General features: G+C 71.7%; 14 protein-coding genes and 3 pseudogenes. 10 read left to right on the top strand and 7 right to left on the bottom strand.

What is annotated here, in order from left to right:
• Positions 1 to 107: 107 nt before the first annotated feature.
• The 3 genes and pseudogenes from AAFF41_RS22165 to AAFF41_RS22155 all read right to left on the bottom strand — a co-directional run bounded on the left by AAFF41_RS22165 (position 108) and on the right by AAFF41_RS22155 (position 2,474).
• Positions 108 to 889 (bottom strand): annotated as a pseudogene (locus AAFF41_RS22165) (enoyl-CoA hydratase/isomerase family protein).
• Positions 886 to 1,316, bottom strand: a pseudogene (locus AAFF41_RS22160) (Zn-ribbon domain-containing OB-fold protein). Before AAFF41_RS22160 ends, AAFF41_RS22165 begins: the two co-directional pseudogenes overlap by 4 nt.
• Positions 1,317 to 1,325: 9 nt before the next feature.
• A complete protein-coding gene (locus AAFF41_RS22155; RefSeq protein ID WP_343324504.1) occupies positions 1,326 to 2,474 on the bottom strand; it encodes a lipid-transfer protein in 1,149 nt (382 codons plus the stop codon).
• 102 nt (positions 2,475 to 2,576) lie between these two features.
• On the opposite strand from AAFF41_RS22155, the gene AAFF41_RS22150 reads away from it, so the two are divergent.
• Complete coding sequence (locus AAFF41_RS22150) at positions 2,577 to 4,175, top strand: FadD3 family acyl-CoA ligase (RefSeq protein WP_319748820.1); 1,599 nt, start codon at positions 2,577 to 2,579, stop codon at positions 4,173 to 4,175.
• A 52-nt stretch (positions 4,176 to 4,227) separates the two neighbouring features.
• Here AAFF41_RS22150 and AAFF41_RS22145 read toward each other — a convergent pair whose 3' ends face one another.
• The 3 genes from AAFF41_RS22145 to afsR form a co-directional block, all read right to left on the bottom strand.
• On the bottom strand, positions 4,228 to 4,590 hold the full coding sequence (locus AAFF41_RS22145) for a hypothetical protein (protein WP_060899100.1): 363 nt from the start codon (positions 4,588 to 4,590) through the stop codon (positions 4,228 to 4,230).
• Between the two features lie 109 nt (positions 4,591 to 4,699).
• On the bottom strand, positions 4,700 to 4,879 hold the full coding sequence (locus AAFF41_RS22140) for a hypothetical protein (protein ID WP_054234399.1): 180 nt from the start codon (positions 4,877 to 4,879) through the stop codon (positions 4,700 to 4,702).
• Between the two features lie 216 nt (positions 4,880 to 5,095).
• The gene (gene afsR / locus AAFF41_RS22135) at positions 5,096 to 8,053 is read right to left on the bottom strand and encodes an SARP-family global regulator AfsR (RefSeq protein WP_343324503.1); all 2,958 of its coding nucleotides are present in this window, start codon (positions 8,051 to 8,053) and stop codon (positions 5,096 to 5,098) included.
• A 308-nt stretch (positions 8,054 to 8,361) separates the two neighbouring features.
• Between afsR and AAFF41_RS22130 the strand changes: the two genes are divergently transcribed.
• From AAFF41_RS22130 to AAFF41_RS22105, 6 genes and pseudogenes are all read left to right on the top strand, one after another.
• The gene (locus AAFF41_RS22130; protein ID WP_319748822.1) at positions 8,362 to 9,633 is read left to right on the top strand and encodes an amidohydrolase family protein; all 1,272 of its coding nucleotides are present in this window, start codon (positions 8,362 to 8,364) and stop codon (positions 9,631 to 9,633) included.
• Between the two features lie 83 nt (positions 9,634 to 9,716).
• A complete protein-coding gene (locus AAFF41_RS22125) occupies positions 9,717 to 10,622 on the top strand; it encodes a TIGR03619 family F420-dependent LLM class oxidoreductase (protein ID WP_343326331.1) in 906 nt (301 codons plus the stop codon).
• 74 nt (positions 10,623 to 10,696) lie between these two features.
• A complete protein-coding gene (locus AAFF41_RS22120; protein ID WP_190170739.1) occupies positions 10,697 to 11,473 on the top strand; it encodes an SDR family NAD(P)-dependent oxidoreductase in 777 nt (258 codons plus the stop codon).
• Positions 11,474 to 11,572: 99 nt separating this feature from the next.
• Positions 11,573 to 12,691, top strand: coding sequence for an LLM class flavin-dependent oxidoreductase (locus AAFF41_RS22115; protein WP_079089897.1), 1,119 nt, complete (start codon positions 11,573 to 11,575; stop codon positions 12,689 to 12,691).
• 13 nt (positions 12,692 to 12,704) lie between these two features.
• Complete coding sequence (locus AAFF41_RS22110; RefSeq protein ID WP_343324502.1) at positions 12,705 to 14,435, top strand: N-acyl-D-amino-acid deacylase family protein; 1,731 nt, start codon at positions 12,705 to 12,707, stop codon at positions 14,433 to 14,435.
• A 5-nt stretch (positions 14,436 to 14,440) separates the two neighbouring features.
• A pseudogene (locus AAFF41_RS22105) lies at positions 14,441 to 15,906 on the top strand (aldehyde dehydrogenase family protein).
• 407 nt (positions 15,907 to 16,313) lie between these two features.
• On the opposite strand, the gene AAFF41_RS22100 reads toward AAFF41_RS22105, so the two are convergent.
• Entirely contained in the window at positions 16,314 to 16,934 is a 621-nt protein-coding gene (locus tag AAFF41_RS22100) for a helix-turn-helix domain-containing protein (protein ID WP_343324501.1), read from the bottom strand.
• A gap of 85 nt (positions 16,935 to 17,019) precedes the next feature.
• On the opposite strand from AAFF41_RS22100, the gene AAFF41_RS22095 reads away from it, so the two are divergent.
• The 3 genes from AAFF41_RS22095 (at position 17,020) to AAFF41_RS22085 (ending at position 19,726) form a co-directional block, all read left to right on the top strand.
• Positions 17,020 to 17,865 (top strand): alpha/beta fold hydrolase, encoded by an 846-nt coding sequence (locus tag AAFF41_RS22095; RefSeq protein ID WP_319748826.1) that lies wholly within the window; start codon positions 17,020 to 17,022, stop codon positions 17,863 to 17,865.
• 96 nt (positions 17,866 to 17,961) lie between these two features.
• Entirely contained in the window at positions 17,962 to 18,720 is a 759-nt protein-coding gene (locus tag AAFF41_RS22090) for an SDR family oxidoreductase (RefSeq protein ID WP_343324500.1), read from the top strand.
• Positions 18,721 to 18,748: 28 nt separating this feature from the next.
• Positions 18,749 to 19,726: an SDR family NAD(P)-dependent oxidoreductase gene (locus AAFF41_RS22085; RefSeq protein ID WP_319748828.1), complete on the top strand. Its 978-nt coding sequence runs from the start codon at positions 18,749 to 18,751 to the stop codon at positions 19,724 to 19,726.
• Positions 19,727 to 19,753 lie beyond the last annotated feature (27 nt).

Here is a 19,753-nt window from a genome sequence, read left to right as displayed (position 1 = left end):
ACCCGGGGTGCGGTGATTCGTCTGCGGCCGAGTGGGGGCTGGTCGCGCAGTTCCCCGCGCCCCTAAAAGCCTCCAGCCGACCGGCGCCCCACCGTCCCGCAGACTGATCACCGCACCCGGAACCCGTTCGGCCGGCGTGCGGAGAACAGTTCCGTCTGTCGGGCCGGGGGCAGGTTGCCCAGGGCGATGAGGTGCGGCGCCTGGGCGAAAGCGTGGGCGCGGGCGGCCTCGTGGGCCGTCCACAGGGCGCGGACGGTGCCCTGCACTCCTTCGGGGGGTAGGAGGCGATCACCGTGGCGCAACGGACGGCGGCCTCCAACGCACCGCCGGGCGGGGTGATTTCGGACACCCATCCGATGTCGTACGCCCGCCGCGCGGACATCCGTTCGGCGTTCCCCATGAGTGCCATCCGCGCCGCCTCCCCGTACGGCATCCGGTGCGCCGCGTACACGGACTCGTACGCGCTGACCATGCCGTACGTCGTGTGCGGGTCGAAGAAGGTGGCGGTCTCGTCGGCGACGACGAACTCCGCCTCCCCGAGGAGGTAGAAGGCCCCTCCGCACGCCATCCCGCACACGGCCGCGACCACCGGTTTCCACAGGTCGTTGGCCTTCGGGCCGATGCGCAGGAGCGGGTCGTCCACCATGTAGGGGGAGGTGGGCTGGGGGGTTTCCGTGGCGCGGTCGAGGCCGGTGGAGAAGGCCCGTTCGCCCGCGCCCGTGAGGACGAGGGCCCGTACCGACTCGTCGAAGCGGAACGCCCGCCAGGCCGCGGAGAGTTCGGATGCCAGGGCCTCGTCGATGGCGTTCAGTTTCTCCGGGCGGTTCAGGGTCAGGACCGCGACACCCGTGTCCTTGTCGGTCGCGATCCGCAGCGCGCCGCCGTTCACGACCGGCCGTCCAGAACCCACTGCGGCAGCCCCTCCCCGCCGAACACCACCCGTACCCGCGCTCCGATCCGGATCCGGTCCGGGGGAAGGAGTCGAACGGGGCGCCCGGCGCCGTGACCAGGTTGCCGACCAGGCGGATGTGCGGGGCCTCGGCGAGTTCGACGACGATCGCGTTGTACGGGGCCAGGGCCGCGTACGCCGGGAGCAGCGGCGGGTGCGGGACCACGTACGACCAGACGCGGCCCAGTCCGCTCATCCGCCGCCACTCGCTGCCGAAGGACCGGCAGCGGGGACAGCAGGGGCGGGGTGGGAAGCGCAGCTCGCCGCAGTCGGCGCACGCCTGGATCCGTAGCTCGCCCTGGGCGGCGTACCCCCAGAAGGGGGCGCCGTCGTCGTCGAGGACGGGGGTGAGAAGGGGCTCGGTCATCTCGGCTCCTCAGTTCCTCAGCAGGATCGCGGAGGTGGGGACGCCCTCCCCCGCCGTGACCAGGCAGGTGGCGGCCCCGGGGACCTGGGCGGTGCTCGTGCCGCGCAACTGCTTCACGCCCTCGTTGATGAGGTTGAAGCCGTGGACGTACGCCTCGCTGAGCCCGCCTCCGCCGGTGTTGAGGGGCAGCCGGCCCCCGATCTCCAGGGCGCCGCCCTCCGTGTACGCCGCGCCCTCACCGCGTCCGCAGAAGCCGTAGCCCTCCAGGGAGAGTGGGATCAGGGGGGTGAAGGCGTCGTAGATCTGGGCCACGTCGACGTCGTCCGGGGTGAAGTCGGCGTGTTTCCACAGATGCCGGGCGGCGGTCCAGGCGGGCCCCGTGAGCGGGTCGTCGTTCCAGTAGTTGACCATGCCGTGGTGCTGGGCGGGCAGGCCCTGGGCGGCGGAGTGGACGTAGACGGGGCGCTGCCGGCAGTCCCGGGCGCGCTCCGCGGACACGATCACGCAGGCCAACGCGCCGTCCGTCTCGAGGCAGTTGTCGAAGAGGCAGAGGGGTTCGCTGATCCAGCGGGAGGTCATGTACATCTCGCGGGTCAGCGGGCGCTCGTACATCATCGCGGCGGGGTTCTGGTTGGCGCGGTTGCGGCAGGCGAGGGCGACGTTGAAGAGGTGGTCGCGGGTGGCGCCGTACTCGTGCATGTAGCGGCGGGCCAGCATGCCTATCTCGTCGGCCGGTCTGAGCAGCCCGAAGGGGCGGGTCCACTGGGCGGGCGTGGGGAGCTGGACGGCGGTGTTCTTCCACGGCCTGGGCCCGCTGCCGCGCTTGCGCGACCGCCAGGCCACTCCCACCGTCGCCTGGCCGGTGGTGACGGCGGCGGCGAGATGCGCGACGGTGGCGCAGGAGCCGCCGCCGCCGTAGCCCACCTTGCTGAAGAAGGTGAGATCGCCGAGGCCGACCGCCTTCGCGACCTCCACCTCGTCGGTCTCCTCCATGGTGTAGGAGGCGAGTCCGTCGACTTCGGAGGGCGCGATTCCGGCGTCGTCGAGGGCGGCGAGGATCGCGCGGCAGGCCAAGGTCTTCTCGGACTCGGGGAGTTGTTTGGCGAAGGGGGTCTGACCGATGCCGACGACGGCGGTGGCGTCCTTGATCCCCGGCATGGGTGCACCTCCACGGAAGGGCCCGACTGCTGACAGGCCGTCAGGCTACAGCTAATCTGACGGGTAGTCAGCTAGTGGGTTCGTGGCTACGGGAGGCGTGAGATGCGCGGAGACCTGGAATGGGGCAGCATCCCGGGGCTGATGCGGTCGGCGGCGACACGCTTCGCGGACCGCGAGGCCGTCGTCGAGGGCCGTACGCGGATCTCCTACGCCGAGCTGGGCGTCCGCGTCGAACGTGCGGCGGCCGCCTGCCTCGCGAACGGCGTACGGCTCGGCGACCGGGTCGCCATCTGGGCGCCGAACACCCTGGACTGGATCGTCTCCGCCCTCGGCGCGGTGTCGGCGGGCGCGGTGCTCGTCCCGCTCAACACCCGCTTCAAGGGCGCCGAGGCGGCGTACGTGCTGTCCCGTAGCCGCGCGCGGCTGCTGTTCGTGACGGGGACGTTCCTGGGGACGTCGTACGTGGCGTCGCTGCGACGCGCGGCGGGGGAGGGGGAGCGGGTGGGGGAGGGCGCCCGGAACGGCCCCCTCCCCGGACTCCCGCACCTCGAACAGGTGGTGGTCCTGGCGGACGACGCCCCCGCCGACTTCCGCACCTGGAAGGACTTCCTCGTGGACGGGGAGGGTGTCGGGGCGGCGGAGGCGCGGGAACGGGCAGCGGCCGTGCCCGGATCGGCACCGTCGGACATCGTCTTCACCTCGGGCACGACGGGCCGGCCCAAGGGCGCGGTGATCACGCACGAACAGAGCCTGCGGGCGTACGAGGTGTGGTGCGAGCTGGCCGGTCTGCGCCGGGAGGACCGCTATCTGATCGTGAACCCCTTCTTCCACACCTTCGGCTACAAGGCCGGGGTGCTCGCCTGTCTGATGCGGGGCGCGACGATGATCCCGCAGCCGGTGTTCGACGTGGACACGGTGCTGGCGAACATCGCGTCCGAGCGGGTCACGGTCCTGCCGGGCCCGCCGACCCTCCACCAGTCCCTCCTCGACCACCCGGCGCGGGCGTCGTACGACCTGACGACGCTGCGTCTGGTGGTCACGGGAGCGGCCGTGGTCCCCCTCCGTCTGGTGGAACGCCTGCGCACCGAACTGGGCGTGGACACGGTCCTGACCGCGTACGGCCTCTCGGAGGCCAGCGGATTCGTGACGATGTGCCGCCGGGGCGACCCGTCGTCGGTGATCGCGTCGACCTCGGGCCGCGCCATCCCGGGCGTGGAGGTACGAGTGGAAGCGCCCACGGGTACCCCGGGTGAGGTGCTGGTCCGCGGCTTCAACGTGATGCGGGGCTACTTCGAGGACGCCGTGGAGACCGCCCGCGTCCTCACCCCGGACGGATGGCTGCGTACCGGCGACGTGGGCGTCCTGGACCCGGCGGGCAACCTCCGCATCACCGACCGCATCAAGGACATGTTCATCGTCGGCGGCTTCAACGCCTACCCCGCCGAGATAGAACAACTCCTCGGCCTCCACCCCGACATCGCGGACGTGGCGGTCATCGGCGTACCGGACGACCGCCTGGGCGAGGTCGGCAAGGCGTATGTCGTACGGCGGGAGGGTTCCGTCCTCACCTCCGACGACCTCATCGCCTGGTCCCGCCGCGAGATGGCGAACTACAAGGTCCCGCGGGCGGTGGAATTCGTACGGGAACTCCCGCGGAACGCGAGCGGGAAGGTGGTGAAGGGGGAGCTGCGGGAGCGGTGAGGCTCGGGCCGCTCGCGCAGGCGTGATGCGACGGGGAGGACGGCCGCGCGGGTCATTCCCGGACGAGGGACTGCCGGGCGACGGCGTGGACGGCGTGGATCTCGTCCATGGCGGCACGCCAGACGGGGGCGTTCCGGTCGGTGGTCCGAGCCGCGTGCTCGGCAGCGCGCAATCGCGCTGCCAACGCCGGGTTCCTGGCGATCTCCACCGCGACGGCCCACGTCTCGAGGAACTGGACGATCGGCCCGAGGCGGTCCGTGGCCGCGGCGAGCGCGATCGCCTCGTCCTTGTCGCGCTCCATCTCGGCGAGCCGGTGGGGCGCGACCTGCGCCAGAGCACACCGGAGGGCGGCCGGCGTCCGCTCGGGCCGTGTGATGCCGGGCCCGCCGGGCTGGGCGTGCTGTGCGGTCATCATGATCCTCCCCCGGTGCATCTGGCCCTGGACACACATCGGCCGCGACGGCTCCCCCTCCGCGCCGCCGCGGCCGATCCCCGTGTGGTGTAAGTCCGCCCCCCGGTGGGACTTAGACCGGCTCGTCCGTCGCGTGGATGTTGTCCGGAGTCGCGTCGCCGGTGCCGTCGTCCTTGGTGATCAGGTTCTTGGTGGTGAGGGGTTCGCTGGTGGCGTGGATGTTGTCCGTGGTGGCTTCGCCGACCGGCTCGCCCGTGGCGTGGATGTTGTCGGTGCTGTTGGTGTCGCTCATGTGGCTGTCCCCCTGACAGTCTCGGTGCAATGGATGGAGCGGCCCGCCCGGCAGCTCCCCCGTGGGCCGCCGGACGGGCATCTCGGGGCCGCTACCCTAGTGCTACGGCCTCAGGTCGCCCCGTCTGCCCCCCGACGCGACGGATCGACTCGTTGAGAGTGCCGGGTGGCGATAAACGAACGATGAACGTCCAGGCGTGAGCCCTGCCGCGGAGCCCTATGCGACGGCGAGCGGGTTGAGGAGCGCCCTGACCGTGGCGGCCTCGGGTGCCCCCAACGTCTCGAAGATGTCGAGGGATTCGCGCCAGCAGACCTGGGCCCGGCCGGAGTGGCCGATACCGTTCAGGGCCTGGCCGAGCACGATGAGGACGTTGCCCCTGCGCCACTCGCCACCGATGCCCCGCAGGACCGTCAGGGCCATCTCGGCGTTCGCCGCCGCCTGAGCCGGGCGCTGGGCCGCGAGGTCGGCCTCCGCGAGACGGAACAGGGACATCCCCTCCCAGAGGCGCTGGCGGCTGTTGCGGAAGACCGTGAGCGCCTCGCTCAGGCGTGCGGTGGCCTCGGGAAGGCGGCCGCTCTGGGTGAGCGCCAGGCCGAGCGCGTAGCGCCCGTTGGCGCCCTTCAGGGCATGGCCCATGTCGTCGTACATGTCGGTGCCCTGCTGCGCCAGGGACACGGCACTGCTGGTACGCCCGGCGGCGAGGTGGATACGGGAGAGGTTGCACAGCGCGCTCGCCTCGCCGGGGCGGTCGTGGCAGGCCCGGAAGCTCTCGATCGCCCGGGTGAGGTGCGCTTCGCCGTCGTCGTACTGGTTCTGGTAGAGCGCGATCACGCCGAGGGTGTTGGAGGCCCAGCAACTCGTCAGGTGATCCGTCTCGGCGGCCAGTTCGAGGGCCTGCGCGGCTGCCTCGCGGGCGGGGTCGAAGCGTCCGGTGATGTGGTGGACGTAGGCCAGGGCGACCAGGGCCCGTGCTTCCGCGTGCGGGTCCCCGGCCTCCTGGGCCGCTTCCCGCAGAGCGGCGGCGACCCCCTCGTACGTCTTGGAGTTCGTGCCGGACTCCGCCAGATCCACGGAGGCCCACAGCGCGTCGACGGTGCGGCGGAGGAATCCCTCCTTGGTGGACTGGCGGATGCAGGCGAGCAGGGAGATCGCCTCCGAGTACAGCCAGTCCTGCGCCCGGTGCCGGTCCTCGAACACCAGACCCGGGTGCTCCGTCCTCTCCAGGTGGTCCACCAAACGGTCCCCGGGCCGTTCGATCGCGTACACCCCGGCGGCCGTGGCCAAGTAGAAGTCCAGCAACCGTGACATCGCCGCGTCGCGTTCGCTCGGGGGCTGTTCGTCGCGTTCCGCGCAGGCGCGGGCGTAGAGGCGTACGAGGTCGTGGTAGCGGTAGCGGCCGGGGGCTGCGGATTCCAGGAGGGAGGTGTCGACGAGGGATTCGAGGAGGTCCTCGGTGTCCTCGATCGGGAGGTCGAGGACGGCGGCCGCGGCGGCCAGGGAGATGTCGGGACCGTCGGCCAGGCCCAGCAGACGGAAGGCGCGGGCCTGGGCCGGCTCCAGCTGGCCGTAGCCGAGTTCGAAGGTGGCCTTGACCGCGAGGTCGCCGGCCTGCAGCTCGTCCAGGCGGCGGCGCTCGTCGCCGAGTTTCGCCGCCAGGACCGAGACGGTCCAGGTGCGGCGGGCGGCCAGCCGGGAGGCCGCGATGCGGATGGCGAGGGGAAGGAAGCCGCAGGCCGCGACGACATCGAGGGCCGCCTCACGCTCCGACGCCACCCGCTCCTCGCCGACGATCTTCGTGAAGAGCTGGAGGGCCTCCTCCGGGGACATCACGTCGAGGTCGACCAGGTGGGCGCCCGCCAGGTCCACCATCCGCACCCGGGACGTGACCAGGGCCGCGCAGCCCTCCGTGCCGGGCAGGAGCGGGCGGACCTGGGCCGCGTCGCGGGCGTTGTCCAGGAGGACCAGGACCCGGCGGCCGTCCAGGACCGAGCGGTAGAGCGCCGAGCGCTCCTCCAGGGAGTCGGGGATGGAGGAGTCCGCCGTTCCCAGGGCACGCAGGAACGCGCCGAGGACCGTCTCCGGCTCCGCCGCCCGCTGCCCCGCACCCTGCAGGTCGACGTACAGCTGCCCGTCGGGGAACGCCGCGCGCGCCTGGTGGGCCACGTGCACGGCGAGGGTCGTCTTGCCGACGCCGCCGATGCCCGCGAGCGCCGAGACGGCCATGACCTGGCCCTCACCCTCGGCGGAGGAGGCGGAGGCCAGGACGTCGCTCAGTTCCTGGACGAAGGAGGCGCGTCCGGTGAAGTCCGTGACGGTGGCCGGGAGTTGGGCCGGGCGGACCGGTGCGGCGATGGGCTCGGCCGCCGGGGCCGAGGGTTCCGCGAGGCCCGGGTCGGCCTGGAGGATCCGCTGCTGGAGCTCCTTCAGGCCCGGACGCGGGTCCACGCCGAGCTCGTCGGCGAGGAGGCGGCGCGTGTCGGCGTACACGGCGAGCGCCTCGGCCTGCCGCCCGCTGCGGTACAGGGCGAGCATCAGCAGTTCGCGCAGCCGCTCGCGCAGCGGGTGCGCCGCGGTCAGGGCGGTGAGTTCGGAGACCGCCTCCGCGTGGCAGCCCTGCTCCAGGTCCATGTCGAGGCGGGATTCGAGGAGTTGGAGACGCCACTCCTCCAGTCGGGCCCGCTGGGTCTCCGCGTACGGTCCGGGCACGCTCGCCAGCGGCTCCCCGTCCCACAGGCCCAGCGCCCGGTTCAGCAGGTCGCGGGCGGAGCACAGGTCGCCTGAGTGTTTGGCCTTCTCGGCGTCGGCGGCGAGTTCCTGGGCCTCGGCGAGATCGAGGGAGCTGTCGCTCGCGGCCAGCCGGATCGCGTAGCCGCCGGACTCGCTGATCAGGACGCCGGGGTCCAGGGCCTTGCGGAGCCGGGAGGCGTACGTCCGCACGGCGGCCAGTGCCTGGGGCGGGGACTCCTCGCCCCACAGCGCGTCGATCAGCTCGCCGGACGTGGCCGTCCGGCCCTCCCGCAGCAGCAGCGCGGCCAGCAGGGCGCGTTGCTGCGGGGACCCCGTGGGCAAGGAATCCTCGCCGCGCCAGGCGCGCACCGGACCGAGCACGCTGAAGCGCAACGCCGCCGATTCCCCGGCACGTCGCTGCTCCGGCACTCGCGGTACACCGTCCATCGCCGTCCCCCTGCCGAACCGTCAGTACTACGAGGCCAGTTTGCCTTGTTCATGGCGGATGCGTCAGCCGTGCGAGACAGCGATCACAGGCCCGCACACCGTACAGGCACGGGGGATCACAGGGCTCTCACAACCACTGCGCACATCTCCGCACAGAGCCGCCCATTCCAGAGGTGTGCGGGGGAGTACGGCGGCGGAGCGGACGGCCGGTGAGTCGGCGACGGGCGGCCGGCGAGTTGGCGACGGGCAGCCGATGGGTGACCGACGGATAGCTGACGGGTCGTCAGATCGGCGCTACCGTGAGCCGTATGGAGACCACGAGGACCACTGAGGCCGCCCAGGCGTCCACGACCCCGTTCCCGAAGATCATCTCCGTGGACGACCACACCGTGGAGCCACCCGGCGTCTGGCGCGACCGCCTCCCCGCGAAGTACCAGGACACCGGACCCCGGATCGTCCGCGCGCCGCTGAAGGAGATGACCTTCCTCGGCGGCAGGTTCGCCCCGGTGATGGGCGGGCCCGGCGACGACGGCCCCATCGGCGACTGGTGGGTCTACGAGGACCTGCACCGGCCCCTCACCCGCCTCGACACCGCCGTCGGCTACGACAGGGACGAGATACGGCTGGAGATCATCACGTACGAGCAGATGCGCCCCGGCTCGTACGACGTCCCCCAGCGTCTCGCCGACATGGACGTCAACCACGTCCAGTCCGCGCTCTGTTTCCCCACCTTCCCGCGCTTCTGCGGCCAGACCTTCACCGAGGCCAAGGACCGTGAGCTGGGCCTGCTGGGAGTGAAGGCCTACAACGACTGGATGGTGGAGGAGTGGTGCGGCCCGGCGGCCCACGGCCGGCTCGTCCCGCTCACCCTCGTACCCCTCTGGGACCCGGAACTCGCCGCCGCCGAGGTGCGCCGCAACGCCGCCCGTGGCGTCCGCGCGGTCGCCTTCTCCGAGATCCCGCCCCACCTCGGACTCCCCTCCGTCCACACCGACGACTGGGATCCCTTCCTCGCCGCCTGCGACGAGACCGGCACGGTCGTCGCCATGCACATCGGCTCCAGCAGCAGGATGCCGTCGACCTCGGCCGACGCGCCGCCCGCCGTCGGCTCCACCATCACCTTCGCCAACTGCTGCTTCTCGATGGTCGACTGGCTGATGAGCGGCAAGTTCGAACGCTTCCCGAACCTCAAGGTCATGTACGCGGAGGGCCAGATCGGCTGGATCCCCTACATCCTGGAGCGCGCCGACGTGGTCTGGTCGGAGAACCGGGGCTGGGGCGGCGTCGCCGACAAGGTCCACCGCCCGCCGTCCGAACTCTTCGCCGACCACGTCTACGGCTGTTTCTTCGACGACGCGTTCGGCCTGCGGAACCTCGACGCCATCGGGGTCCCGAACGTCCTCTACGAGACCGACTACCCCCACTCCGACTCCACCTGGCCCACGTCCCGCGAGGTCGGTGAGGCCCAGATGGGGCACCTGGACGCGGACGTGGTGGAACGGATCGTCCGGGGCAACGCCATCGAGCTGCTGGGGCTCACGGAGGACGGGCTGTGGCCCGGACCGGGAGGTCCCCGTTGAACCAGTCCCCGTCGAACCCGGCGCCCTCGGACCAGTCCCCGTCGAACCCGGCGCCCGCGGACCCCTCGCCCCTGCTCTACGGGATGCAGCTCCCGATCCAGTCCCAGAGCACCCTCTACGCCGAACCCTGGGAGGCGGAGGCCGGTGCCGGCGAGCTCGTCGCGGTCGCCCGCGCCGCCGACCGCGCCGGCTTCGCCTACGTGGCGAGCTGCGACCACGTGGCCGTCCCGCGCCGTCTCGCGGACGCCATGAGCACGATCTGGTACGACCCCGTCGCCACCCTCGCCCACCTCGCGGCCGTGACCGAGCGCGTACGGCTGCTCAGTCATGTCGCGGTCGTCGGGCTGCGGCATCCGCTGGTCACGGCCAAGCAGTACGCGACCCTCGACCACCTCTCCGGCGGTCGGCTGATCCTCGGGGTCGGCGCCGGGCATGTGGCGGAGGAGTTCGAGGCGGTGGGCGCCGACTTCGCGCGGCGGGGGGCGGTGCTCGACGAGTCCATCGACGCCCTGCGCGCCGCCCTGGGGCCGGACGAGTTCCCCGTGCACCACGGGAAGCTGTACGACTTCGAAGGGCTCGGGCAGCGGCCACGGCCCGCGCAGGAGCGCGTGCCCGTGTGGGTGGGCGGCTCCTCGCCCGCCGCCGTGCGCCGGGCCGCGCTGCGGGGCGACGGCTGGCTGCCGCAGGGGGACCCGCGCGAGCGGCTGCCGGAGCAGATCGCCCGCCTGTACCGGATCAGGGAGGAGGCGGGGATCTCCGCGCCTCTCGTCGTCGGGGCCATCACCGAGCCCCTGTACGTCGGCACGCCGGGCTGGCATGTCGGGCGGCGCACGGTGACCGGGGCCCCGGAGGCGGTCGCCGAGTCGCTGCGGGCGTACCGGGCGATGGGGGTGCACCAGATCCAGGTGCGGTTCCGGGCGCGGGGACTGAGTGAGCTCGTCGACCAGATCACCGCGTTCGGCACTGACGTCGCGCCCCACCTCGACTAGATCGCGCCCCACCTCGACTAGATCGCACCCCATCTCAACCAGATCGCGCCTCACCTCAAGCAGGGAGTCAGGGCATGGGAAAGCTGGACGGACGCGTCGTCATCGTCACGGGGGCGGCGCGCGGGCAGGGCGAGCAGGAGGCGCGGCTGTTCGCCGCGGAGGGGGCCAGGGTCGTCGTCGCGGACGTGCTCGACGACCGGGGCGAGGACGTGGCCAAGGAGCTGGACGCGCTCTACGTCCACCTCGACGTGGGCCGGGAGGACGACTGGGGGGCCGCCGTCGCCGCCGTGAAGGGCGCGTACGGGCGGATCGACGGGCTGGTCAACAACGCGGGCATCCTGCGCTTCAACGCCCTCGTCGACACTCCGTTGGACGAGTTCCTCCAGGTCGTGCAGGTCAACCAGGTCGGCTGCTTCCTCGGCATCAAGACCGTCGCGGGGGAGATCGCCGCGGCCGGCGGGGGCACGATCGTCAACACCGCCTCGTACACCGCGATGACCGGGATGGCGGCCGTGGGCACGTACACGGCGACCAAGCACGCCATCCTCGGCCTCACCCGGGTCGCCGCGCTGGAGCTGGCGCACCAGCGGATACGGGTCAACGCCATCTGTCCGGGGGCCGTCGACACCCCCATGTCGAACCCGGCCCAGCTCGACCCGACGGCCGATCCCGAGGAGATGACCAGGGCCCTGGACGAGCTGTACAGCAAGCTCGTGCCGCTCGGGCGGGTGGGCAGGCCCGAGGAGGTCGCCCGGCTCGCTCTGTTCCTGACCTCCGAGGACTCCTCGTACATCACCGGGCAGCCGTTCGTGATCGACGGGGGATGGCTGGCGGGGGTCAGCGTGATCTGACGGTCAGTCAGCTATTGACGGTGCAGGCCCGTGGTGCAACAGTCGGCGGCAAGCCAATCTGACGGATAGTCAGAAACATACTGGGGACGGTGAACCTCCTTGGAATTCGGGCTCTTTGTACAGGGATACGTGGGCAAGCGCGCCGAGACCGACCCGCTCGCGGAGCACAAGGCGCTGATGGAGGAGACCGAGTACGTCATCCAGGCGGACAAGTCCGGCTTCAAGTACGCCTGGGCGTCCGAGCACCACTTCCTGGAGGAGTACTCGCACCTCTCGGCGAACGACGTCTACCTCGGCTATCTCGCCCACGCCACGGACCGCATCCACCTCGGCTCGGGCATCTTCAACCCGCTCGCACAGGTCAACCACCCGGTGAAGGTCGCCGAGAAGGTAGCCATGCTCGACCACCTCAGCGAGAACCGCTTCGAGTTCGGCAGCGGGCGCGGCGCGGGCAGCCACGAGATCCTCGGCTTCCTCCCCGGCATCACCGACATGAACTACACCAAGGAGATCTGGGAAGAGACCATCGCCGAATTCCCGAAGATGTGGCTCCAGGACGAGTACGTCGGGTTCCAGGGCAAGCACTGGCAGCTCCCGCCCCGCAAGGTGCTCCCCAAGCCGTACGGGAAGGCGCACCCCGCCATGTGGTACGCCGCCGGGTCGCCGCCCTCGTACGCGATGGCCGCCCGCAAGGGCCTGGGCGTGCTCGGCTTCAGCGTGCAGAAGGTCTCCGACATGGAGTGGGTGCTCCAGCAGTACAAGACCGCCATCGTGGACGCCGAGCCCGTCGGGGCCTTCGTCAACGACAACGTGATGGTGACGACCACCGCCATCTGCGCGCCGACCCACGAGGAGGCGATACGGATCGCGGTCGGCGGCGGACTGCACTACCTCCCCTCCCTCGTCTTCCGCTACCACGACACCTTCCCGCGCCCCGAGGGCTTCCCCGTCTGGCCGGAGACGCTCCCCGAGTACAACGCCGAGTTCGTCGAACTCCTCATCGAGGAGGAGCTGTTGATCTGCGGCGACCCGGACGAGGTGCTCACCCAGTGCAAGCGCTGGGAGCAGGCGGGCGCCGACCAGCTCTCCTTCGGGCTGCCGGTCGGGGTCCCCAAGGAGGAGACCCTGCAGACGATCCGGCTGATCGGGGAGCACGTGATCCCGAAGATCGACACGGACCCGGTGCACCGGACGACCCGTTTCCGCCAAGCGGTCTGAGGAGGGTGCGGCCATGCTCGACCACGTCATCAAGGGCGCGACCGTCGTGGACGGCACGGGCGCGCCCGGCCACACCGCGGACGTCGGCATCCGCGACGGCCGTATCGCCGCGATCGGCACGGTCACGGAGGCGTCCCGCACCAGCGAGGACGCCTCCGGTCTCGTCCTCACCCCCGGGTTCGTCGACCCGCACACGCACTACGACGCCCAGCTCTTCTGGGACCCCTACGCCACCCCGTCCCTGAACCACGGGGTGACGACGGTCGCGGGCGGCAACTGCGGCTTCACCCTCGCCCCGCTGAACCCGGCACGGCCCGAGGACGCCGACTACACCCGCCGCATGATGTCCAAGGTCGAGGGGATGTCGCTGGTCGCCCTGGAGGAAGGGGCGCCCTGGAACTGGCACAGCTTCGGCGACTACCTCGACGCCCTGGAGGGGCGGATCGCCGTCAACGCGGGTTTCATGGTGGGCCACTGCGCGCTGCGGCGGTACGTGATGGGCGCGGACGCGGTGGGCGGGCAGCCGACCGGGGAGCAGTTGGAGCGGATGCTCGCCCTCTTCCACGAGGCGATGGAGGCGGGAGCCTGGGGCCTGTCGACCACCCAGTCCTCCACCCACTCCGACGGCGACGGGAAACCGGTCGCCTCCCGGCACGCGAAGCCCGCGGAGTTGCTGGCTTTGAGCAGGGCCGTCGGCGAGCACGAGGGCACCCAGATCGAGGCGATCGTCGCCGGCTGCCTCGACCAGTTCAGCGACGACGAGATCGACCTCTTCGTCGAGATGAGCGCGGCGGCGGGCCGTCCGCTCAACTGGAACGTGCTGACCATCGACGCCGCCGTCCCCGAGCGCGTACCGAGGCAACTGGTCGCGAGCGAACGGGCGCGGAAGGCGGGCGGCCGGGTGGTGGCCCTCACCATGCCGATCCTCACCCCCATGAACATGTCCCTGGGTACGTTCTGCGCGCTGAACCTGATCCCCGGGTGGGGCCCGATCCTCGCGCTGCCCGTCCCGGAGCGCGTCGCACGGCTCAGGGACTCCTCCGTGCGGGCCGAGATGCTGGCCCGGGCGAACAGCAAGGAGGCGGGTGTCTTCCGCCGCCTCGCCAACTTCGGCCGGTACGTCATCGGGGACACCTACAGCCCGGCGAACGACGGCCTCACCGGGCAGGTCGTGAAGGACATCGCGGCGCGGCGCCACCAGGAGCCCTTCGAGTGCCTGGTCGAGATCTGCGCGCACGACGACCTGCGGACGGTGCTGTGGCCCATGCCCACGGACAACGACACCGACTCCTGGACGCTGCGCGCCGAGACCTGGCAGCATCCGGACGTCATGCTCGGCGGCTCGGACGCGGGCGCCCATCTCGACCGCATGTGCGGGGCCCCGTACACGACCCGCTTCCTAGGGGACTGTCTGCGCGGGCGGAAGCTGACCACGCTGGAGGCCGCCGTGAAGATGCTCACGGACGACCCGGCGCGCCTCTTCGGACTGAGAGAACGCGGGCGGATCGCGGAGGGCTTCCACGCGGACCTCGTGCTGTTCGACCCGGAGCGCGTCGACGCCGGCAAGGCCACCCTGGTGCACGACCTGCCGGGAGAAAGCCCGCGACTGGACTCCAAGGCGATCGGCATCACGGCGGTCTGGGTCAACGGGGTCGAGTCGATCCGGGGGGACGTGGTGACGGGTGCCGTACCGGGGAAGGTGCTGCGCTCCGGCCGGGACACGGAGACGGTGAGTACGAGGTGACCGACGTGCGGGGGGCGGGCGACGAGCAGCGGCTGTTCATCGGCGGCTCGTGGGTGGAGCCCGACGACGGGCACTACGAGGTGATCGACCCGGCGACGGAGGGTGTCGTCGGGATGGCGCCGGAGGCCTCGCGGAAGCAGGTGCACGCGGCCGCCGCCGCGGCCCGGGAGGCCTTCGGTCCGTGGTCGCGGACGCCCCCGAGGAGCGCGCGGCGCTCCTCGGCCGGGCGGCGGACATCATCCGGCGCAACTTCCTCTCCTACGCCGATCTCGCCCAGGCCGAGAGCGGTGCGACGACCGGGACCGCGCGCGGGATGCAGGTGGGGGTGGGCGCGGCCCGTTTCCGGCGTTACGCGCGCGTGGAACCCGTCGAGCAGCCGCTGCCGCCGCAGATCAACGAGGCCGGTCCGTTCGGGAAGGCGGCGGTCATGGGGGCCCTCGCCGTCCGCCAGCCGGTCGGCGTCGTCACCTGCGTCACTTCCTACAACAACCCCTGGGCCAATCCGGCAGGCAAGATCGCCCCCGCCCTGGCCATGGGCAACACGGTGGTCGTGAAGCCCGCCCCGCAGGACCCGCTGTCCGTGTACCGGATGGCTCAGGCCCTGGAGGCGGCGGGCGTACCCCCGGGTGTCGTGAACGTGGTGAGCGGTTCGCGTCCGGAGGTCGGCGAGGCGGCCGTGGACTGCGCGGACGTGGACATGGTCAGCTTCACCGGCTCGACGGCGGTGGGGCAGCGGATCGCCGAGGTGTGCGGGCGCGGGATGAAACGCCAGCTGATGGAGCTGGGCGGGAAGGGCGCGGCGGTCGTCTTCGACGACGCGGACGTCGAGTCGGCGGTGCTCGGCATCGGCACGACGTTCTCCTTCTACAGCGGCCAGATCTGTACGGCGCCGACGAGGGTGATCGCGCAGAAGGGGATCTACGGCCGTCTGGTCGAGCAACTGGCCGCGTATGCGGGACGGTTGACGGTCGGGGATCCGCGGGAGGCCGGGACGGTCGTCGGGCCGGTCATCTCGGCGGCCCACCGGGACCGGGTCGAGACCTACGTCGAACTCGGCCGCAAGGAGGGCGCGCGGATCGTCACGGGCGGTACGCGCCCCCCGTACGACCGCGGCTTCTACGTCGCCCCGACCCTCCTCGCGGACTGCGCCCCCGACATGCGGGTGGTCCGCGAGGAGATCTTCGGGCCCGTCGTCGTGGTCGTCCCCTTCGACGACGAGGAGGAAGGCATCGCCCTCGCGAACGACAGCGACTACGGGTTGATCGACTACGTCTGGTCGGGCGACGTCGCCCGCGCCTTCCGCGTCGCCCGCGGGCTGCGTGCGGGCGGGGTGGGCGTCAACACCGTCGGCCGCAACATGGAGGCGCCGTTCGGCGGTTTCAAGAAGAGCGGGGTGGGGCGGGACGTGGGGTCGTACGCACTGCATGCGTACAGCGAGGTGCAGGCGATCGTGTGGCCGTCGGGCGGCTAGGGCTTGATCGGCCGGTCGGGCCCTGGGCCTGGCAGTGGTTCTCCCCGTACATGGGGTGACGCTGCTTGCCGTGATCTTCGCCTTCCAGCGGCGGCCGGCGTGGACGCCCGGCATCCGAACGGCGTACATGCGCGGCCTGGTCGCGTATGCGCTGGTCGTCGGCCTGTGCGTGGCGATCGCACTGGCCCCCATGACGCGGCGCTGGGCTTGGCTGTTTCCGATGTCGGGCACGCGTAGCGGTGCGAGGGGACGGGCAGGTACGAGGCCGTCCGGTCGAGGGCCGCGCTGGCGAACCTGGCTGACAGCGACATCGCCGCCTTGGCGTACGCGCAAGTGGCCCAGAGACGAAGCTCGGAGCGCTGGGCGCGGGTGGCGGGCATGTGGAAACACTGGCCCCGAGGGGGCGCTCAGGCCTGCTCTCTGAGGTGGGCGCGCTGGATCTGGCGGGCCAGGGTGCGGCGTGCGGAGGGGGATTCGGTGGGGGTGGGGGCCGCGGGGGCGGAGGTGTCGAGGGCGCGACTGATCTCGTCGTAGGCGTGCCGGTGGCCGTCGGGCAGAGCGGCCCGGTGCAGCCGCAGGTCCTCCTCGACCAGGCGTCGGAGTTCGTCGACGTTCTGCGGTGTGAAGTGTTTCCGGCCCCGGGCGACGGCGTTGACGTGACGCGTGCAGTGGGCGGCGTCGTGGAGGGTCTCGGAGATCTCCTCGGCGAGGCCCCAGAGGCGTCCCTCCAGCCAGGAGGTGTCGTGCTGGTCGAGCGAGAGGCGCGGCGGGGGCGACGGGTCGTCCCCCCTGTGCTTGGTGACCTGCTTGGACACGGCGGGCTGACTCATGCCGGTGAGGCGGGCGATCCTGTCCTGGGTCCAGCCGAGGTCGGCGAAGAGCCTGATCATCTCGGCGCGCAGCCCGCGCATCTCCTCACCCGCGCGAATGACGTCGTTCATGTCGGCGAACATCCGCTCGACCTGTGCCTCGGTCAGGGGCGCGGTCGGGGGCTCGGGGGTTCGACGTGTGTCCTCTTCGACTGCCATAGCTCGGTTATATACCCAGGTCGACTGTCCCCACGGGGTCATAACCCGGTTGTATAACCCGGTTATGACTGTCAGGATCCGCGTCATGCCCACCTTCACCGCACCTGACGGAACCCGCCTCGCCTACCGCCTGATGGGAGGCGGGAGCGGAGACGGCGACGGCGATCCGGTCCTGTGCGTCCCCGGCGGCCCCACGGACTCCCGCTACCTCGGCGACCTCGGAGGCCTCTCCGCGCGCCGTCGGCTGGCCGTCCTGGACCTGCGCGGTACCGGCCGGTCCGCGCTCCCGCACGACACCGCCGGCTACCGCTGCGACCGCCTGGTCGACGACGTCGAGGCGCTGCGCGCGCACCTCGGGCCGGCCCGGCTCGACCTGCTCGGCCACTCCGCCGGAGCGAACATCGCGACGCAGTACGCGGCCCGGTACCCGGAGCGCGTCGGCAGGCTCGCCCTGATCGGCCCCGGCACCCGGGCCGTCGGCATCGAGGTCACGGGGGAGGTGCGGCGCGCACGCGCACGGCTCAGGGAGCGTGAGCCGTGGTTCCCGGCGGCGTTCTCCGCGCTGGAGGCGATCGGCGCGGGGACGGGCAGTGACTGGGAGGCCGTCGCCCCCTTCTTCTGGGGCCGTTGGGACGCCGCGGCGCGGCAACACCATGCGGCCGCCCGGCCGGGCAACGAGGAGGCCGTGGCCTTCTTCGGGGCCGAGGGCGCCTTCGACCCGCCCGCCACCCGCGCGGCGCTCGCCGCCTGCCGAGCCCCCGTCCTGCTGCTCACCGGGGAGTTCGACCTGAACAGCCCACCCGAGGCGACGGCCGAGTTCGCGGGGTTGTTCCCCGACGCGCGGCTCGTCGTGCAGGCGGGCGCCGGTCACTACCCCTGGCTCGACGACGCCGGGCGCTTCGTGGCGACCGTAGCGGCGTTTCTGGGCTGAGCGCGATTGACCGTAGCGCTGCTATCGCATGGGTGTTAGCGTTGCTCTCATCGGGTGGTGAACACCGCTACCCCCGCCCCATCGAGGAGCATCGTCATGACCGAGCACTCCAGCACGCCGGGAACGTCCCGCCGGGTGGCCGTCGTCACCGGCGGATCCCGCGGAATCGGCCGGGAGACCGCCGAGCGCCTCGCGGCCGACGGTTACGCCGTCGTCGTGAACTACGCGGGCAACGAGGCCGAGGCCGACAAGACCGTGGCCGCGATCACCGAGGCGGGCGGAGAGGCGATCGCCGTCCGCGCCGACGTCGCCGACGAGACCGAGGTGGCCGCCCTCTTCGACGCCACCGAATCCACGTACGGCGGGGTGGACGTCGTCGTCCACGCGGCCGGTGTCATGGCGCTCGCGCCCCTGGTCGACCTCGACCTCGACGCGCTGGACCGTATGCACCGCACCAACATCCGCGGCACGTTCGTCGTCGACCAGCAGGCCGCACGACGGCTGCGCGCGGGCGGCGCGCTCATCAACTTCTCCAGCTCCGTGATCGCGCTCGCGATCCCCGGGTACAGCGCGTACGCCGCCACCAAGGGTGCCGTCGAGGCCATGACTCTGATCGTCGCCCGTGAGCTGCGCGGCCGGGACGTCACCGTCAACGCCGTGGCCCCCGGCCCGACCGCCACGGCCCTCTTCCTGGACGGCAAGGACGAGGAGACCATCGCGCGGACGGCGGCCCAGCCGCCGCTGGAGCGCCTCGGTACCCCCCGGGACATCGCCGAGGTGGTGTCCTTCCTCGCCGGTCCCGCAGGCCGCTGGGTCAACGGCCAGGTGCTGCGGGCCAATGGCGGCATCGCGTAACTCGCCACGTCTCAAGAGGAGTTCAGTCATGGATTCGGGCACGGAATCGGTCAAGGAATCAGTCAGGGAATCAGTCGCGAATTCGGCCAGGGACGCCGTTGCGCGCAAGACGATCGTCATCACGGGGGCCGGATCCGGCTTCGGCGCGCTGTCCGCCCGTGCCCTCGCCCGCGCCGGGCACACGGTGTACGCCGCGATGCGCGACACCGGCGGCCGCAACGCGGCCCGGGTCGCGGAGGCCGAGGCGTACGCCGCCGAGCACGCGGTGGACCTCCGTACGGTCGCACTCGACGTCCTCTCCCAGGAGTCGGCGGACGCGGCGATCGCCACGGTGCTGTCGGAGGCAGGCGTGCTGGACGTGCTCGTCCACAACGCCGGGCACATGGTGACCGGCCCGACGGAGGCCTTCACACCCGCCGAACTGGCCGCGGTGTACGACACGAACGTGCTGGGCACCCAGCGGGTCAACCGGGCCGCGCTGCCGCACCTGCGGGCCCAGGGCCACGGGCTGCTGCTGTGGGTCGGCTCCACCTCCACGCGCGGCGGCACCCCGCCGTACCTGGCGCCGTACTTCGCCGCCAAGGCCGCGATGGACGCGCTCGCCGTGTCGTACGCCGCCGAACTGGCCCGCTTCGGCATCGAGACGACGATCGTGGTGCCGGGCGCGTTCACCTCGGGCACGAACCACTTCGCGAGCGGCGGCCACCCCTGCGAACAGACCGTGCTCCCCGCCTACGAGGAGCACTACGCGGGCCTGATGGACCAGGTCGCGGGACGCCTGGCGACCCTCACCCCGCCCGACGCGGACGTGTCGCTCGTCGCCGACGCGATCGTCGACGTGGTGGACACCCCGTACGGGAAGCGCCCCCTCCGGGTGCACGTCGACCCGGCGGACGACGGTTCGCAGGAGGTCAGCCTGGTCGCGGACCGTGTCCGCGCCGAGTTCCTGACCCGGATCGGCCTGGCGGACCTGTTGTCCCCCGTAGCGCGGAAGGGGACGGCGTGACCTCGGGCGACTCGGATAACGTCGCTA

Source organism: Streptomyces mirabilis, from assembly GCF_039503195.1.
GTDB lineage: Bacteria > Actinomycetota > Actinomycetes > Streptomycetales > Streptomycetaceae > Streptomyces > Streptomyces mirabilis_D.
Note: the sequence above shows the minus strand (reverse complement) of the source record. Positions and strands in the feature narration are given on the sequence as shown.

Excerpts from the sequence above, each read along its gene's own strand:
- AAFF41_RS22155 (WP_343324504.1), bottom strand. The coding sequence starts at position 2,474 with ATGCCGGGGATCAAGGACGCCACCGCCGTCGTCGGCATCGGTCAGACC.
- AAFF41_RS22150 (WP_319748820.1), top strand. The coding sequence starts at position 2,577 with ATGCGCGGAGACCTGGAATGGGGCAGCATCCCGGGGCTGATGCGGTCG.
- AAFF41_RS22145 (WP_060899100.1), bottom strand. The coding sequence starts at position 4,590 with ATGATGACCGCACAGCACGCCCAGCCCGGCGGGCCCGGCATCACACGG.
- AAFF41_RS22140 (WP_054234399.1), bottom strand. The coding sequence starts at position 4,879 with ATGAGCGACACCAACAGCACCGACAACATCCACGCCACGGGCGAGCCG.
- afsR (WP_343324503.1), bottom strand. The coding sequence starts at position 8,053 with ATGGACGGTGTACCGCGAGTGCCGGAGCAGCGACGTGCCGGGGAATCG.
- AAFF41_RS22130 (WP_319748822.1), top strand. The coding sequence starts at position 8,362 with ATGGAGACCACGAGGACCACTGAGGCCGCCCAGGCGTCCACGACCCCG.
- AAFF41_RS22125 (WP_343326331.1), top strand. The coding sequence starts at position 9,717 with ATGCAGCTCCCGATCCAGTCCCAGAGCACCCTCTACGCCGAACCCTGG.
- AAFF41_RS22120 (WP_190170739.1), top strand. The coding sequence starts at position 10,697 with ATGGGAAAGCTGGACGGACGCGTCGTCATCGTCACGGGGGCGGCGCGC.
- AAFF41_RS22110 (WP_343324502.1), top strand. The coding sequence starts at position 12,705 with ATGCTCGACCACGTCATCAAGGGCGCGACCGTCGTGGACGGCACGGGC.
- AAFF41_RS22100 (WP_343324501.1), bottom strand. The coding sequence starts at position 16,934 with ATGGCAGTCGAAGAGGACACACGTCGAACCCCCGAGCCCCCGACCGCG.
- AAFF41_RS22095 (WP_319748826.1), top strand. The coding sequence starts at position 17,020 with ATGCCCACCTTCACCGCACCTGACGGAACCCGCCTCGCCTACCGCCTG.
- AAFF41_RS22090 (WP_343324500.1), top strand. The coding sequence starts at position 17,962 with ATGACCGAGCACTCCAGCACGCCGGGAACGTCCCGCCGGGTGGCCGTC.
- AAFF41_RS22085 (WP_319748828.1), top strand. The coding sequence starts at position 18,749 with ATGGATTCGGGCACGGAATCGGTCAAGGAATCAGTCAGGGAATCAGTC.